The sequence below is a fragment of the Pseudomonas sp. W4I3 genome, from assembly GCF_030816195.1.
GTDB lineage: Bacteria > Pseudomonadota > Gammaproteobacteria > Pseudomonadales > Pseudomonadaceae > Aquipseudomonas.
Genome location: NZ_JAUSXS010000001.1, coordinates 1,564,177 through 1,579,225, shown reverse-complemented (window position 1 = coordinate 1,579,225; position 15,049 = coordinate 1,564,177). Strand labels below are relative to the sequence as shown.

Genomic DNA, 15,049 nt, shown 5'->3' with positions numbered 1-15,049 from the left:
AGCGAAGTTGGCTCCCGGGCAAACGTGCAGCCTTTTGTTGGGATTTTTCCTACGCCAAACGTTTGCAACAGCTTGAACGAGTTACACACCCAATAGCCGGTTCACCTAAAAAAGGCCGGCATTAAAAAGAGAACCAAAGGAGCTTCACCCATGAAACTGAGCAGCAAAGCGCTTCTGGCCTTGGCCATCAGCAGCATCACGGCCACCGCCTACGCTGAAACGCAGAGCCAGGACTTCGTTCCTACCACCCTGGCCGGCACCAGCGCCCAAAGCGAGGCCAAAGGCTTTATCGAAGATTTCAGCCTGGGCGGCACCACGCGTAACTGGTACTCCCATGAAAGCAAATACCGTGGGGGCACCTTCTCGTACCAGAAGCACGGCGAAACCCGTACCGACCGCAACCGTACCAACTGGGTACAGGGCACCATCCTCAACGCCAGCTCGGGTTTCACCCAGGGCACCGTAGGGGTCAAGACCGAAGTGGCGGTATACAACGCGCTGGTGCTGGACCGCAGCAAGCGTGATATCAAGGGCGGCTCCAACCGCACCCTGGCCGATTCCGACGGCAACGCCGTAGACCAGTGGAGCAAACTGGGCCTGGCCAACGTGCAGTTCCGCGTGTCCAACACCACGCTGACCGCCGGTCGCCAGAACTTCAGCAGCGGCATCGTCGACACCATCGGCAACCGTGCGCTGCCTTCCAGCTTCCAGGGTGTGAGCTTCAACAGCGAAGAGTTCAGCAACCTGTCGTTCCAGGGCGGTATCTTCGATCGCGTTTCACCGCGTACCGAACAGAGCCTGTCGAAATTCCGCAGCGAATACGGCAATGGCGCAGAAACCGACAAAGTGTCGACCCTGGGTGTGAACTACCAGCCGCTGAAAAGCCTGAAGACCAGCTTCTTCGCCGCCAACGTGAAGGACTTCTGGAACCAGTACTACTTCGGCGCAACCCACGAGCTGGGCGATGCTCAGCAGCTGGGCCTGACCACCGGCTTCAACTATTACAAAACCGTCGATGAAGGCAAAAAAGAGATGGGGGAAATCGACAACGATACCTTCTCCCTCTCCCTGGGCCTGACTCACCAGGCACACAGCCTGACCTTCGCTTACCAGCAAGTGAACGGTAACGAGTACTTCGACTATCTGCACGAAACCAACGGCATCTACCTGGCCAACTCCCTGACCTCGGACTTCAACGGCCCGAACGAGAAGTCCTTCCAGATCGCCTATGCCATCAACATGGCTGAATACGGCGTGCCAGGCCTGAAGTTCAACGCCTACTCGGCGCGCGGCTGGGACATCGACGGTACCCACTACACCGGCAACAACGGCCGGGCCAAGTTCGCCTACGACGGTATCCAGTCCCAGGACGGCGAGAAGCACCAGGAATACGGTGTAGGCGCCTCTTACGCGCTGCAAAGCGGCCCACTCAAAGCCACCACCGTGCGTGCAACCTATGTTGAGCACCGTGGCAGCGAGTTCCAGTCCGACGGCAGCATCAAAGAGTTCCGTCTGGTCACCACCATCCCGTTCAACATTCTTTAATTAGCGCCAGGCAGACGGCGGGCTCAGGACGAGCCCGCCGTCTACGTGTTTCTGGCTCCATCGATTGCAGAGGGCTCTGAATGAAAATGCTCCCGTTACAAGCTGCCATGGCCGCTGCGCTGCTGAGCGTGGCGATCGGCGTTTCGGCCAAACCGCTGGTGGTCTGCACCGAAGCCAGTCCCGAGGGTTTTGACCCGGTCCTGTACACCACCGCCGTAACCGCTGACGCCGCTGCGGAGACGATGTTCAACCGCCTGGTGGATTTCAAGCCTGGCACCACCGAAGTGGTCCCGGCCCTGGCCAAGGACCTGCCGCAAATCAGCGCCGATGGCCTGACCTACACGTTCCACCTGCGTGAAGACATCAAGTTCCACACCACCGACTATTTCAAACCCACGCGCAACATGAATGCCGACGACGTGCTCTGGAGTTTCCAGCGTCAGCTGGACCCGAATCACCCTTGGCATAAAAAGTCCCTCGTGGGCTATCCGTACTTCGAAAGCATGGGCTTCAAGGAACTGCTCAAGAGCGTAGAGAAGATCGACGATCACACCGTCGTCTTTACCCTGACTCGTCCTGAAGCACCGTTCCTGGCTGACCTGGGCATGGCATTCTCTTCAATCCATTCGAAGGAATACGCCGACCAGTTGCTCAAATCCGGCAAGACCGAAGACCTCAACGCCAAGCCCATCGGCACTGGCCCGTTCATCTTCACCCGTTATCAGAAAGACGCCCAGGCGCGCTTCAAGGCCAACCCCGACTACTTCCGCGGCAAACCGGCAGTCGACCCGCTGATCCTGGCGATCAGCACCGATAACAATGTGCGCCTGCAAAAGCTCAAGGCCAATGAATGTCAGATCGCGCTGTTCCCCAAGCCGGATGACATCCCAAGCATCAAGAAAGACCCAAACCTGAAAGTCGATGAAATGGCGGCGATGACCACCAGCTACACCGCGCTGAACACGACCCACAAATACATGAGCGACGCGCGGGTGCGTCACGCGATCAACATCGCGTTCGACAAGGCAGGCTATACCGAAGCCTTGTTCGGCAAAGGCAACGCCGTGGTGGGTACCGGCCCGTATCCGCCGACCTTGCTGGGTTTCAGCGACAAGCTGAAGAACCCGCCCCGCGACCTGGACAAGGCCCGCGCCCTGCTCAAGGAAGCTGGCGTACCGGAAGGCACCGAATTCACCCTGTTCACCCGTAATGGCGGCGGCCCGACCAACCCCAACCCGATGCTCGGCGCCCAGCGCATGCAGGCGGATCTGGCGCAGATTGGCCTGAAGGTCAACATCAGGGTCATGGAATGGGGCGAAATGCTCAAGCGCGCCAAAAACGGCGAGCACGACATGGTTTCGGCGGGCTGGGTCGGTGATAACGGCGACCCTGACAACTTCCTTACGCCAAACCTGAGTTGCGATGCAGCGAAAAACGGCGAAAACTACGCGCGCTGGTGTAACAAGGAATTCCAGGACTTGATCGACAAAGCCCGCGCCATCGCTGAACCGGCCGAGCGCGCTGCACTCTATGAACAAGCACAGGATGTATTCGATAAGGACCAACCATGGCTACCCATGGCTTATCCAAAACTGTTCACCGCCATGCGCAAGAACGTAGAAGGCTTCACCCAAAGCCCTCTGGGGACCAATAACTTCGCCACCACCCAGGTGAAGTAATAAGAAAAACGCTCGGCGCCGTCGACCCTGACGGTGCCGAACCTGCCTAACCGGCTGATTGAGGTACACACCAAGATGTTTAGTTTTATTGCCCGCCGACTGGGGTTGTTGATCCCCACGTTCTTCGGCATCACGTTGCTGACGTTTGCGTTGATTCGCATGATCCCCGGCGACCCCGTAGAAGTCATGATGGGCGAACGCCGCGTCGACCCCGAGATGCACGCACAGGCAATGGAGCGCCTTGGCCTTAACAAGCCGCTGTATGCGCAATACCTGGATTACGTCGGCAAGCTCGCCCAAGGCGACCTTGGCGAATCGCTGCGTACCCGTACCAGCGTGTGGACCGAGTTCACCGCACTCTTCCCGGCGACCCTGGAACTGTCCATGGCCGCCCTGCTGTTCGCCGGTATCCTGGGCCTGCTGGCCGGGGTGATCGCGGCCTTGAAACGAGGATCCCTGTTCGACCACGGGGTGATGGGCATCTCCCTGGCGGGATATTCGATGCCGATCTTCTGGTGGGGCCTGATCCTGATCATGTTCTTCTCGGTGAGCCTGGGCTGGACCCCGGTTTCCGGGCGTATCGACCTGCTCTATGACATCGAGCCGCGCACCGGCTTCATGCTGATCGACACGCTGCTGGCCGACGAGCCGGACGCGTTCTGGGACGCCCTGCACCACCTGATCCTGCCGGCCATCGTGCTCGGCACCATCCCGCTGGCGGTGATTGCGCGGATGACCCGTTCCTCAATGCTCGAAGTATTGCGTGAAGACTACATCCGTACCGCCAAGGCCAAGGGCCTGTCGCCGGCACGCGTGGTCTTCGTTCACGGCCTGCGCAACGCGCTGATTCCGGTGCTCACCGTGGTCGGCCTGCAGGTCGGCACACTGCTGGCCGGTGCGGTACTGACCGAAACCATCTTCTCGTGGCCCGGCATCGGCAAATGGCTGATCGAAGCCATTGGCGCGCGGGACTACCCGGTGGTGCAGAACGGCATTCTGTTGATCGCCTGCCTGGTGATCCTGGTGAACTTCGTCGTGGATGTCCTCTACGGCTTCGCCAACCCACGCATCCGTCACCAGCGCTGAGATCATGACCATGACCACACCTACTCAAGTGTCAGCAGTCGATCAAAGCCTGCTGTACCCGTCCCCGTACAAAGAATTCTGGCAAGCCTTCTCCAAGAACAAAGGCGCGGTTGCCGGCCTGCTGTTCATGCTGGTAATCGTGTTCTGCGCGATCTTCGCCCCGTGGGTGACCCCGCATAACCCCAGCGAGCAGTACCGCGACTTCCTGCTGACCCCTCCGGCCTGGCTGGAAGGTGGGCAACTGCAGTTCCTGCTGGGCACCGACGAACTCGGCCGCGATCTGCTCTCGCGCCTGATCCAGGGCTCGCGCCTGTCGCTGCTGATCGGTTTGTCATCGGTGGTGATGTCGCTGATCCCGGGCATCCTGCTGGGCCTGTTCGCCGGGTTCTTCCCGCGCTTGCTCGGCCCGACCATCATGCGTTTGATGGACATCATGCTGGCCCTGCCGTCGCTGCTGCTGGCTGTGGCCATCGTCGCGATCCTCGGCCCTGGCCTGATCAACACCGTGATCGCCATCGCCATCGTGTCGCTGCCGTCCTACGTACGTCTGACCCGCGCCGCGGTGATGGGCGAACTGAACCGCGACTACGTGACCGCTGCGCGCCTGGCCGGTGCCGGCCTGCCGCGCCTGATGTTCGTTACCGTGCTGCCCAACTGCATGGCGCCGCTGATCGTCCAAGCGACCTTGAGCTTTTCGTCGGCGATTCTCGATGCCGCGGCGCTGGGCTTCCTCGGCCTTGGCGTACAACCGCCAACCCCGGAGTGGGGCACCATGCTGGCTTCGGCCCGCGACTACATCGAACGCGCCTGGTGGGTAGTGAGCCTGCCTGGCTTGACCATTTTGCTCAGCGTGCTGGCAATCAACTTGATGGGTGACGGCCTGCGCGACGCGCTGGACCCGAAACTCAAGAACGCCGCCTGAGGAGATTCCCATGTCACTGTTAGAAATCAAGAATCTCAACGTTCGCTTCGGCGACAAGACCGCCGTGCCGGTGGTCGATGGCCTCGACATTTCAGTCGACAAGGGCGAAGTGCTGGCGATCGTTGGCGAGTCGGGCTCGGGTAAATCCGTGACCATGATGGCGCTGATGGGCCTGATCGAGCATCCCGGCATCGTCACCGCCGATGCGCTGACCTTTGACGGCAGGGACATGCTCAAGCTGAGCAACCGTCAGCGCCGCCAAATCGTCGGCAAAGACCTGGCGATGGTATTCCAGGACCCGATGACCGCGCTGAACCCCAGCTACACCGTGGGTTTCCAGATCGAAGAAGTGCTGCGCCTGCACCTGAAAATGTCCGGCAAGCAAGCACGCAAGCGCGCCATCGAACTGCTGGAAAAGGTGGAAATCCCTGGCGCCGCCAGCCGTATGGATGCCTACCCGCACCAGCTGTCCGGCGGTATGAGCCAGCGCGTGGCAATTGCCATGGCGATTGCCGGCGAGCCGAAACTGCTGATCGCCGACGAACCGACCACTGCCCTGGACGTAACCATCCAGGCGCAGATCATGGAACTGCTGCTGGCCTTGCAGAAAGAACAGAACATGGGCCTGGTGCTGATCACTCACGACCTCGCGGTGGTGGCTGAAACCGCCCAGCGCGTCTGCGTGATGTACGCCGGCCAAGCCGTGGAAGTGGGCCAGGTGCCACAACTGTTCGACATTCCGGCGCACCCTTACAGCGAAGCGCTGCTCAAGGCGATTCCGGAACACAGCCTGGGCGCCACGCGGCTGGCCACGCTGCCGGGCATCGTGCCGGGCCGCTATGACCGCCCGCAAGGTTGCCTGCTGTCGCCGCGCTGCCCGTACGTGCAAGACAACTGCCGCACCCAGCGTCCCGGTCTTGATCCGAAAACCAACAGCCTTGCGCGCTGCTTCTACCCCTTGAACCAGGAGGTGGCGTAATGGCCGTCGTTCTTACCGCCCGCGACCTGACCCGTCACTACGAAGTGTCCCGTGGCCTGTTCAAGGGCCACGCCACCGTGCGTGCCCTCAATGGTGTGTCCTTCGAACTGGAAGCCGGCAAGACCCTCGCTGTTGTGGGCGAGTCGGGTTGCGGCAAGTCCACCCTGGCCCGTGCCCTGACGCTGATCGAAGAACCGTCTTCAGGCTCCCTGAAAATCGCCGGCCAGGAAGTGGCCGGCGCCGACAAGGCCCAGCGCAAGCAATTGCGCAAAGACGTGCAGATGGTGTTCCAGAGCCCGTACGCTTCATTGAACCCACGGCAGAAGGTCGGTGACCAACTCGGCGAGCCGCTGTTGATCAACACCAACCTGTCCGCCGCCGAACGCCGCGAGAAAGTGCAGGCAATGATGAAGCAAGTGGGCCTGCGCCCCGAGCACTATCAGCGCTACCCGCACATGTTCTCCGGTGGCCAGCGCCAGCGTATCGCCCTGGCGCGGGCGATGATGCTGCAACCCAAAGTGCTGGTGGCGGATGAACCGACCTCGGCGCTGGACGTGTCGATTCAGGCCCAGGTGCTCAACCTGTTCATGGACCTGCAGCAGGAATTCAACACCGCCTACGTGTTCATCTCCCACAACCTGGCGGTGGTGCAACACGTTGCCGACGACGTGATGGTGATGTACCTCGGGCGCCCGGTAGAAGTGGGCCCCAAGGAAGACATCTACGCTCGCCCCCTGCACCCGTACACCCAGGCGCTGCTATCGGCGACCCCGACCATCCACCCGGACCCGAACAAGCCGAAGATCAAGATCGTCGGCGAGCTGCCCAACCCGCTGAACCCGCCGTCTGGCTGTGCTTTCCACAAGCGTTGCCCGTATGCAACGGCACGCTGCAGCACCGAGGAGCCGCTGTTGCGGCCGCTGGATAACCGCCAGGTGGCTTGCCACTACGCGGAGCAATTCGTCGCCTGAGGCGAGACGATTGCCCCTGTAGGAGCGTGCTTGTAGCGGTCCAGTTTTTTTGGACCATTCTGTAGGAGTATTAGGCCGCCAGCTTTTCAAAAATGGCTGGCGGCAGGTTGTTCGAGGCAGAGTGACAGCGTCGATGGTTGTAATGAGCAATGAAGTCCATCACGTCCCGCTCTGCTTCGAAGTGAGTTGAGTAACCATTTTCAGGTGACCAATCGTGTTTTTGCGATCTGAAATAGCGCTCCACAACCGCATTGTCCCAACAGTTCCCGCGCCGACTCATGCTCTGCACGATCTGCTTTTCAGCCAAGTAGCTGACGAAGCGCTCAGCTGTGTATTGGCATCCCTGGTCCGAGTGAAACACCAGCTCGGAGGAAGGTCGACGCAGCCCCACAGCAAGTCGTAAAGCCTGCAATGAAAGCTCGGTATCAGCCGTCCTTGAAAATGCCCAACCAACGATTCTGCGCGAAAAAAGATCCATCACAATGGCTAGATACAACCAACTGCCACCGACACGGATATAGGTAATATCTCCCGCCCAGAACGTGTTGGGTTGTTCCGGATTAAAGCGTCGCTCCAGTACATTGGGCGCGATGTTGGACACTTTGGTGGCTCGCCGATAGTGCGCATACTGGGCCCGACGTCTCACCAGGCCCAAACTCTTCATCAAGCTGCGCATACGATGGCGCCCGACCACTACGCCCTGTGTTTTCAGGACTTTTGTAAACCCACGACTGCCCAGCGCTCCGCGATGCTCTCGGTGTAATAGCCGGATTTTCTTTTCCAGTTGGGGCTCAATTCTGCGCTCAGGTTTGGGCTGGCGCATCGCGTAATAGCTGCTGCGAGGCACGCCCAGCAAGCGGCATAGACGTCGCACCGACAGCTTTTTTGTGGCGCCCTCAATCATTTTCTTCGGCCAAACAGCACCTTTAGATGAGAGGGCAACTGCTTTTTTAGGACATCGTTCTCGGCTTCCAGCAACGCCAACCTGGCCTGCAGCGAATCAATCAGATCCTGATCCTGAGGACGCGTCGTTTGCGCTGCTCCTACCTGCTCCTTGCGCCATCGCGAAACCCAGCGTCGCAGCGCCGTCGGCCCCACACCCGTTTGCTCGCACGCCTTAGGCACTGAGTAGTTCAACTCAACGACCAGACGAATCGCTTCGGCTTTTTCTTCGGCTGTAACGATCCGAAATCCCATGACGCTTCCTTAGGTTGATACTCCTACATCATGGTCCATAAATATTGAGCCACAACAGCTTGCTCGCGAAAAGCGTCAACGAAAACGCAGGCATCCGGTTTTACGCGTTGCCCGTGCGTTCTTCGCGAGCAAGCTCGCTCCTACAGGGGGCCTGCGGTGTAAATGAGTTCTACAGCCCTTCCCGCCAGGTTGCGCATCAGCCGGGCGGGAGGGGCTTCTTTTTTGCGCACGATTTATGTCTGGCTGTCGCCTTCATCGTCCGGATTGTCGCTGTCCGGCTCGTCGGTCGTCGAGTCATCGTCATCTTCGCTGCCGCCCTGACCCTGATCGCCAGGCTCGGCTTCAGACTTGGCCAACTGCAAATCCATGCTCTGAGCCCCCTGCAACGCAGCCCCACCCTGCGCCGGGTTATGCGCCCAGGCCGTCGACATCCCCAACGACAGCAGCACCAGTACCTTGATCAACAACACCCCGCGCTGAAAAATGCTCATGGTCGATTCCATCCAGTCAGTAGGTGAACCCGCGCGACAGCGGTTACCGTCGCCAGGATAAAAGCTAGTCCCAATGCCCGATTCGCGCCAGATATCAGGTTTCGCCGTCGTCGAAGGTCACACTGTCTTCCCCTTCGTTGATGGGGTTTTCCGGGTCTTTGACGTCTGTGGGCTGAGGCTGCGGTTGCCAGCTGCCAGAATTGACCTCGTTCTGCTTTCTCTTGGTGACCGGGCCGGTGTCTTTCCACTGGGGCGCTCCGGCGTCGGCCCATGCCGGAAAGCTTGTCAGCCCCAGGGCGGCCAGCAACACCAGGATGATGGCACTTTGAGCGTTTCGCACGGTAGTCTCCTTTACGGTCGGTGGGTAAACGCTAGACCCGAAGCGGAGTTCTCGCCAATTCATGGCGTTATGAAGATCAAATGCGGGAGGGGCAAGCCCTCAATAATGTAGGAGCGAGCTTGCTCGCGAAGAACTCAGGGCCCCCGCGTTTATCCAGAATGAACGCGTTGCCTGGACGTTTTTCGCGAGCAAGCTCGCTCCTACATTGAGCCCCCTCCCACATTTGGGACTGCAGCGGGCATGAAAAAGGGCGAAGCCATGACAGCTTCGCCCTCTTCTTTACCGCTCAGCGCTTAATGGTGCTCACGCGTCGCCCGGAATTTCACATCCGGCCAGCGCTCTTCCATCAGCGCCAGGTTGACCCGCGTCGGGGCCAGGTAGGTCAGATGGCCACCGCCGTCGATCGCCAGGTTTTCCACGGCTTTATTGGAAAACTCTTCCAACTTCTTCTTGTCGCTGCAATCGATCCAGCGCGCCGAATACACGGTGATCGGCTCGTAGGAGCACTCCACTTTGTATTCTTCCTTCAAGCGGCTGGCGACCACGTCGAACTGCAGCACACCCACGGCGCCGAGGATGATGTCGTTGCTGCGCTCGGGGAAGAACACCTGGGTGGCGCCCTCTTCCGCCAATTGCTGCAAGCCCTGGCGCAGTTGCTTGGATTTGAGCGGGTCGCGCAGGCGTACTCGGCGGAACAGTTCCGGGGCGAAGTGCGGGATACCGGTGAAGCCCAGCGCTTCGCCTTCGGTGAAGGTGTCGCCGATCTGGATGGTGCCGTGGTTGTGCAGGCCGATGATGTCGCCGGCGTAGGCTTCTTCGAGCTGTTCACGCTCGGAGGAGAAGAACGTCAGGGCATCGCCGATGCGCACGTCCTTGCCGGTGCGCACGTGGCGCATCTTCATGCCTTTTTCGTAACGGCCTGAGCAGATACGCATGAAGGCGATGCGGTCGCGGTGCTTGGGGTCCATGTTCGCCTGGATCTTGAACACAAAGCCGGTGAATTTCTCTTCGACCGGTTCCACGGTGCGCTCGTTGGCAACGCGGGCAAGGGGCTTTGGCGCCCAGTTCACGACGGCGTCGAGCACATGGTCGACACCGAAGTTGCCCAAGGCCGTCCCGAAGAACACCGGGGTCAATTGGCCGTCGAGGAATTCCTGCTGATTGAACTCATGACAGGCGCCCTGCACCAGTTCCAGCTGATCGACAAAACGGTCGTACTCGTCGCCCAGGTGCGCACGCGCTTCGTCGGAGTCGAGCTTCTCGATGATTTTCACATCGGTGCGTTCATGGCCGTGGCCGGCGGTGTAGACAATGATGTAGTCATCGGCCAGGTGGTACACGCCCTTGAAATCACGGTAGCAGCCAATCGGCCAGGTGATCGGCGCGGCCTTGATCTTCAGGACGGCTTCGATTTCATCCAGCAGCTCGATGGGGTCGCGGATATCGCGGTCGAGTTTGTTGATGAAGCTGACAATCGGCGTGTCGCGCAGACGGCACACGTCCATCAGCGCGATGGTGCGTGGCTCGACGCCTTTACCGCCGTCCAGGACCATCAACGCCGAGTCCACCGCGGTGAGGGTGCGGTAGGTGTCTTCGGAAAAGTCTTCGTGGCCCGGGGTGTCGAGCAGGTTGATCATGTGGTCGCGATACGGGAACTGCATGACCGACGTGGTAATGGAAATACCCCGTTGCTTCTCCATCTCCATCCAGTCGGACGTGGCATGGCGGTCGGATTTGCGGGACTTCACCGTGCCGGCCACCGCGATTGCCTTGCCCATCAGCAGGAGCTTTTCGGTGATGGTGGTTTTACCGGCATCGGGGTGGGAAATAATGGCGAAAGTGCGGCGTTTCGCGACTTCGGCGGCCTGGTGGGTCATGGGAAATCGCCTGGCAGGTGAGTCAAAAAAGGGCGGCGAGTATAGCGCAAACCCCAGGCGCCGGACCACCGTTCACCCGATTAGGGGTGGCTAAATGGTGCCAAGTGTGGAACCTTTTAAAAGGTCGAGACGTCCACTCCCCTGCTAACGCACTCGGAACAGGGGCTGAAAAATCAGCAAGTTAGCCTGACGAGGCTGCGCTCATGGCTCGATCGCATACTGCATTGCCAGTATCGGCGAGCTGCTTTTCGCGAACTCATTGCCGACAGCCAGGAATGGCATTGCCGCTCGGAAATGTGTTCGCCGACAAAAGAAAAAAGGAGTCCGCCTGTGGCTATTCGCTATGGCAAAGGGCTGATAGGAGGCGCGGTTGTCGTCGCGCTCCTGGCCCTGCTGGTCCACTGGATCGGCATCAACACGATCGAACTGTACCGCGACGATTTGTTGTTTTACCTGCAAGCTCATCTGATTCTGGTTTTAGTGTCCATGCTGGCCGCCCTGATTGTGGGCCTCCCCGCTGGCATCCTGCTCAGCCGCCCGAACATGGTCGGGCGCGCAGAACGTTTCATGCAGATCTTCAACATCGGCAACACCGTCCCTCCCCTGGCCGTACTGGCCATCGCCCTCGGCGTCCTCGGCATCGGCAGCGGCCCGGCGATTTTCGCGCTGTTCCTCGCCTCCCTCCTGCCCATTGTGCGTAACACCTACGAGGGCCTGAAAAATGTGCAGGGCTCACTCAAGGAAGCCGCTACCGGCATTGGCATGACGCCGCGCCAGGTGCTGTTTCGCGTGGAATTGCCCAACGCCGTGCCGATCATTATCGGTGGCGTGCGTGTGGCGCTGGCGATCAACGTCGGTACCGCACCGCTGGCATTCCTGATCGGCGCCAACAGCCTCGGCAGCCTGATCTTCCCCGGCATCGCCCTGAACAACCAGCCGCAACTGCTGCTCGGCGCCGCGTGCACCGCGCTGCTGGCACTGCTGCTCGATGGCCTGGTCACCCTGGCCAGCCGCCTCTGGCTGGAACGTGGGTTGCGCCCGTCTTAAGGCCTGGTAAGGAATCGACATGAAAAAATTGAGCTTGATACTAGGCTGCGTCCTGCTGTTTGCAGGTATTGCGCAAGCCGCTGAAAAACCGCTGATCCGCATCGGCGCCCGGGTGTTCACCGAACAGACCCTGCTGGCCGAAATCACCTCCCAGTACCTGCGCACCAAGGGCTACGACGCCCAGGTGACCGGTGGCCTGGGCAGTAACCTGGCGCGCAGCGCTCAGGAAAGCGGTCAGCTGGACCTGATCTGGGAATACACCGGCGTGTCGCTGGTGGCGTACAACCACATCGACGAGAAACTCGACAGCGCACAGTCCTACGCACGGGTGAAGGAACTCGACGCGAAAAAAGGCCTGGTCTGGCTGTCGCCGTCGCGCTTCAGCAACACCTACGCCCTGGCGTTGCCGGAGAAAGTCGCGCAGGAACATCCCGAGATCAACAGCATCAGTGACCTCACCCGCGCCATGGCCGCCGATACCCAGGAACATCGCCTGGTCGCCCTGGACACCGAGTTCGCCAACCGTTCCGACGGCCTGGCGGGCATGGTCAAGCTGTATGACATGAACCTCACGCGCAACAACACTCGGCAGATGGACGCCGGGCTGGTCTACACCGCGCTGCGCAATGGCCAAGTGTTTGCCGGTTTGGTCTACACCACCGACGGTCGCCTGAACGCCTTCAAGTTGAAGTTGCTGGAAGACGACAAGCACTACTTCCCGGACTACACCGCCGCCCCGGTGATCCGCCAGGAATACCTCGACCAGCACCCGCAACTGGCTGCCGAGCTCAAGCCGCTGGCCGCGCTGTTCGATGACGAAACCATGCGCCAGCTGAATGCGCGGGTCGATGTCGACCATGAAAGCCCATCCGCTGTTGCCGCAGATTTCCTGCGCCAGCATCCGATCAATCAATAAGAGGAAAAGACATGGAATTTTTGAACGCCTTTTCCCACCTTGATTGGACCCAAGTCCTGCACCTGACCTGGCAGCACATCACCCTGGTCGGCATCGCGGTTATCCTCGCGATCCTGATCGGCGTGCCCCTGGGCATCCTGATGACGCGTTTCCCCACCCTGGCCGGCCCGCTGCAGGCCAGTGCCACGGTGCTGCTGACCGTACCGTCCATCGCGCTGTTCGGCCTGCTGCTGCCGTTCTACTCCAAGTTCGGCCAGGGCCTGGGGCCGATGCCGGCGATTACCGCCGTGTTCCTCTACTCCCTGCTGCCGATCATGCGTAACACCTACCTGGCGCTCACCGGTGTCGAACCGGGTATTCGCGAGGCCGCCAAGGGCATCGGCATGACCTTTGGCCAGCGCCTGCGCATGGTCGAACTGCCGATTGCCGTGCCAGTGATCCTCGCCGGCGTGCGCACCGCGGTGGTGATGAACATCGGTGTGATGACCATCGCCGCCACCATCGGCGCCGGTGGCCTGGGTGTACTTATTCTGGCTTCCATCAGCCGCAGCGACATGTCGATGCTGATCGTCGGCGCCGTGCTGGTCAGTCTCCTGGCCATCTTCGCCGACCTGCTCCTGCAATGGCTGCAACGCTCGCTGACTCCAAAAGGATTGCTCAAATGATCGAACTTCAAAATCTGTCCAAGACTTTTCAAAGCAACGGCAAGACTGTCACCGCCGTCAACGATGTAAGCCTGACCGTCAACGAAGGCGAAATTTGCGTATTCCTCGGCCCGTCGGGCTGCGGCAAGAGTACGACGTTGAAAATGATCAACCGCCTGATCAAGCCCAGCTCGGGCAAGATCCTGATCAACGGCGAAGACACCACCGACCTCGACGAAGTGACCCTGCGCCGTAATATCGGCTACGTGATCCAGCAGATCGGCCTGTTCCCGAACATGACCATCGAAGAAAACATCGTGGTGGTGCCCAAGCTGCTCGGCTGGGACAAGCAGAAATGTCACGACCGCGCTCGCGAACTGATGAGCATGATCAAGCTGGAGCCCAAGCAGTACCTGCACCGCTATCCGCGTGAACTGTCCGGTGGTCAGCAACAGCGCATCGGCGTGATTCGCGCCCTGGCGGCTGATGCGCCGTTGCTGCTGATGGACGAACCGTTCGGGGCGGTCGACCCGATCAACCGCGAGATGATCCAGAACGAGTTCTTCGAGATGCAGCGCGCGCTGAACAAGACCGTGATCATGGTCAGCCACGACATCGACGAGGCCATCAAGCTGGGCGACAAGATCGCGATCTTCCGTGCTGGCAAGCTGCTGCAGATCGACCATCCCGATACGCTGCTGGCACACCCGGCGGACGAGTTCGTGAGCAACTTCGTCGGTCAGGACAGCACCCTCAAGCGCCTGCTGTTGGTGAAGGCCGAAGATGCCGCGGACAACGCGCCATCGGTGAGCCCGGAAACGCCAGTGGCCGATGCGCTGGAGCTGATGGACGAGCATGACCGCCGCTATGTGGTGGTCACCTGCGCCGAGAACAAGGCGCTGGGCTACGTACGCCGTCGCGACTTGCACCGTCAGACCGGTACCTGCGGCCAGTATCTGCGTGAGTTCAACGCCACGGCGGCGTATGACGAGCACCTGCGCATCCTGCTGTCGCGCATGTACGAGTTCAACCGTTCGTGGTTGCCGGTGATGGATGCCGAGCGTGTGTTCCTGGGTGAAGTGACCCAGGAGTCGATTGCCGAGTATTTGAGCTCCGGCAAGTCGCGTGGGGGCAAGACCAGTATCGTCTCCCCGGCCGAGACCGCCCTGGCCTGACCTGACACCCAGAGGTTAAAAATGTGGGAGGGGGCTTGCTCCCGATGGCGATGGTTCAGTGACTGATGACGTGACTGACACACCGCTATCGGGAGCAAGCCCCCTCCCACATTTGCCCTGTGGTGAATCAGATAGGCACCCTCAATTTCCCTTCTGCGGGGAACATCAATCCGTCACACC

At 60.2% G+C, this 15,049-nt stretch carries 15 protein-coding genes; 10 read left to right on the top strand and 5 right to left on the bottom strand.

What is annotated here, in order from left to right; all coding sequences use genetic code 11:
- Window positions 1–150: 150 nt before the first annotated feature.
- From QF045_RS07065 to QF045_RS07040, 6 genes are all read left to right on the top strand, one after another.
- On the top strand, window positions 151–1,545 hold the full coding sequence (locus QF045_RS07065; protein ID WP_306491596.1) for an OprD family outer membrane porin: 1,395 nt from the start codon (window positions 151–153) through the stop codon (window positions 1,543–1,545).
- 80 nt (window positions 1,546–1,625) lie between these two features.
- Complete coding sequence (locus tag QF045_RS07060) at window positions 1,626–3,224, top strand: ABC transporter substrate-binding protein (RefSeq protein ID WP_306491595.1); 1,599 nt, start codon at window positions 1,626–1,628, stop codon at window positions 3,222–3,224.
- 75 nt (window positions 3,225–3,299) lie between these two features.
- The gene (locus QF045_RS07055; protein ID WP_124385119.1) at window positions 3,300–4,310 is read left to right on the top strand and encodes an ABC transporter permease subunit; all 1,011 of its coding nucleotides are present in this window, start codon (window positions 3,300–3,302) and stop codon (window positions 4,308–4,310) included.
- Between the two features lie 10 nt (window positions 4,311–4,320).
- Window positions 4,321–5,232, top strand: coding sequence for an ABC transporter permease subunit (locus QF045_RS07050; RefSeq protein WP_306491594.1), 912 nt, complete (start codon window positions 4,321–4,323; stop codon window positions 5,230–5,232).
- A 10-nt stretch (window positions 5,233–5,242) separates the two neighbouring features.
- Window positions 5,243–6,211, top strand: coding sequence for an ABC transporter ATP-binding protein (locus tag QF045_RS07045; RefSeq protein ID WP_306491593.1), 969 nt, complete (start codon window positions 5,243–5,245; stop codon window positions 6,209–6,211).
- Window positions 6,211–7,182 (top strand): peptide ABC transporter ATP-binding protein, encoded by a 972-nt coding sequence (locus QF045_RS07040; RefSeq protein ID WP_124361269.1) that lies wholly within the window; start codon window positions 6,211–6,213, stop codon window positions 7,180–7,182. Before QF045_RS07045 ends, QF045_RS07040 begins: the two co-directional genes overlap by 1 nt.
- 70 nt (window positions 7,183–7,252) lie before the next feature.
- Here QF045_RS07040 and QF045_RS07035 read toward each other — a convergent pair whose 3' ends face one another.
- The 5 genes from QF045_RS07035 to QF045_RS07015 form a co-directional block, all read right to left on the bottom strand.
- The gene (locus QF045_RS07035) at window positions 7,253–8,086 is read right to left on the bottom strand and encodes an IS3 family transposase (RefSeq protein WP_306491412.1); all 834 of its coding nucleotides are present in this window, start codon (window positions 8,084–8,086) and stop codon (window positions 7,253–7,255) included.
- The gene (locus QF045_RS07030; RefSeq protein ID WP_306491413.1) at window positions 8,083–8,379 is read right to left on the bottom strand and encodes a transposase; all 297 of its coding nucleotides are present in this window, start codon (window positions 8,377–8,379) and stop codon (window positions 8,083–8,085) included. The genes QF045_RS07035 and QF045_RS07030 overlap by 4 nt, the downstream gene beginning before the upstream one ends.
- Window positions 8,380–8,612: 233 nt before the next feature.
- On the bottom strand, window positions 8,613–8,870 hold the full coding sequence (locus QF045_RS07025) for a hypothetical protein (protein ID WP_306491592.1): 258 nt from the start codon (window positions 8,868–8,870) through the stop codon (window positions 8,613–8,615).
- Window positions 8,871–8,964: 94 nt separating this feature from the next.
- Window positions 8,965–9,210, bottom strand: coding sequence for a hypothetical protein (locus tag QF045_RS07020; protein ID WP_306491591.1), 246 nt, complete (start codon window positions 9,208–9,210; stop codon window positions 8,965–8,967).
- 293 nt (window positions 9,211–9,503) lie between these two features.
- Window positions 9,504–11,087 (bottom strand): peptide chain release factor 3, encoded by a 1,584-nt coding sequence (locus QF045_RS07015; RefSeq protein WP_306491590.1) that lies wholly within the window; start codon window positions 11,085–11,087, stop codon window positions 9,504–9,506.
- Between the two features lie 330 nt (window positions 11,088–11,417).
- Here QF045_RS07015 and QF045_RS07010 point away from each other — a divergent pair, with 330 nt between their 5' ends.
- Genes QF045_RS07010 through QF045_RS06995 form a run of 4 tightly spaced genes read left to right on the top strand, consistent with a single transcriptional unit; the run spans window position 11,418 to window position 14,869 of the window.
- Complete coding sequence (locus tag QF045_RS07010) at window positions 11,418–12,134, top strand: ABC transporter permease (RefSeq protein ID WP_124385112.1); 717 nt, start codon at window positions 11,418–11,420, stop codon at window positions 12,132–12,134.
- Window positions 12,135–12,153: 19 nt separating this feature from the next.
- Entirely contained in the window at window positions 12,154–13,050 is an 897-nt protein-coding gene (locus QF045_RS07005) for a glycine betaine ABC transporter substrate-binding protein (RefSeq protein ID WP_306491589.1), read from the top strand.
- Between the two features lie 11 nt (window positions 13,051–13,061).
- Entirely contained in the window at window positions 13,062–13,715 is a 654-nt protein-coding gene (locus QF045_RS07000; RefSeq protein WP_306491588.1) for an ABC transporter permease, read from the top strand.
- Window positions 13,712–14,869, top strand: a complete 1,158-nt coding sequence (locus QF045_RS06995) for a betaine/proline/choline family ABC transporter ATP-binding protein (protein ID WP_005784718.1) — start codon at window positions 13,712–13,714, stop codon at window positions 14,867–14,869. The genes QF045_RS07000 and QF045_RS06995 overlap by 4 nt, the downstream gene beginning before the upstream one ends.
- Window positions 14,870–15,049 lie beyond the last annotated feature (180 nt).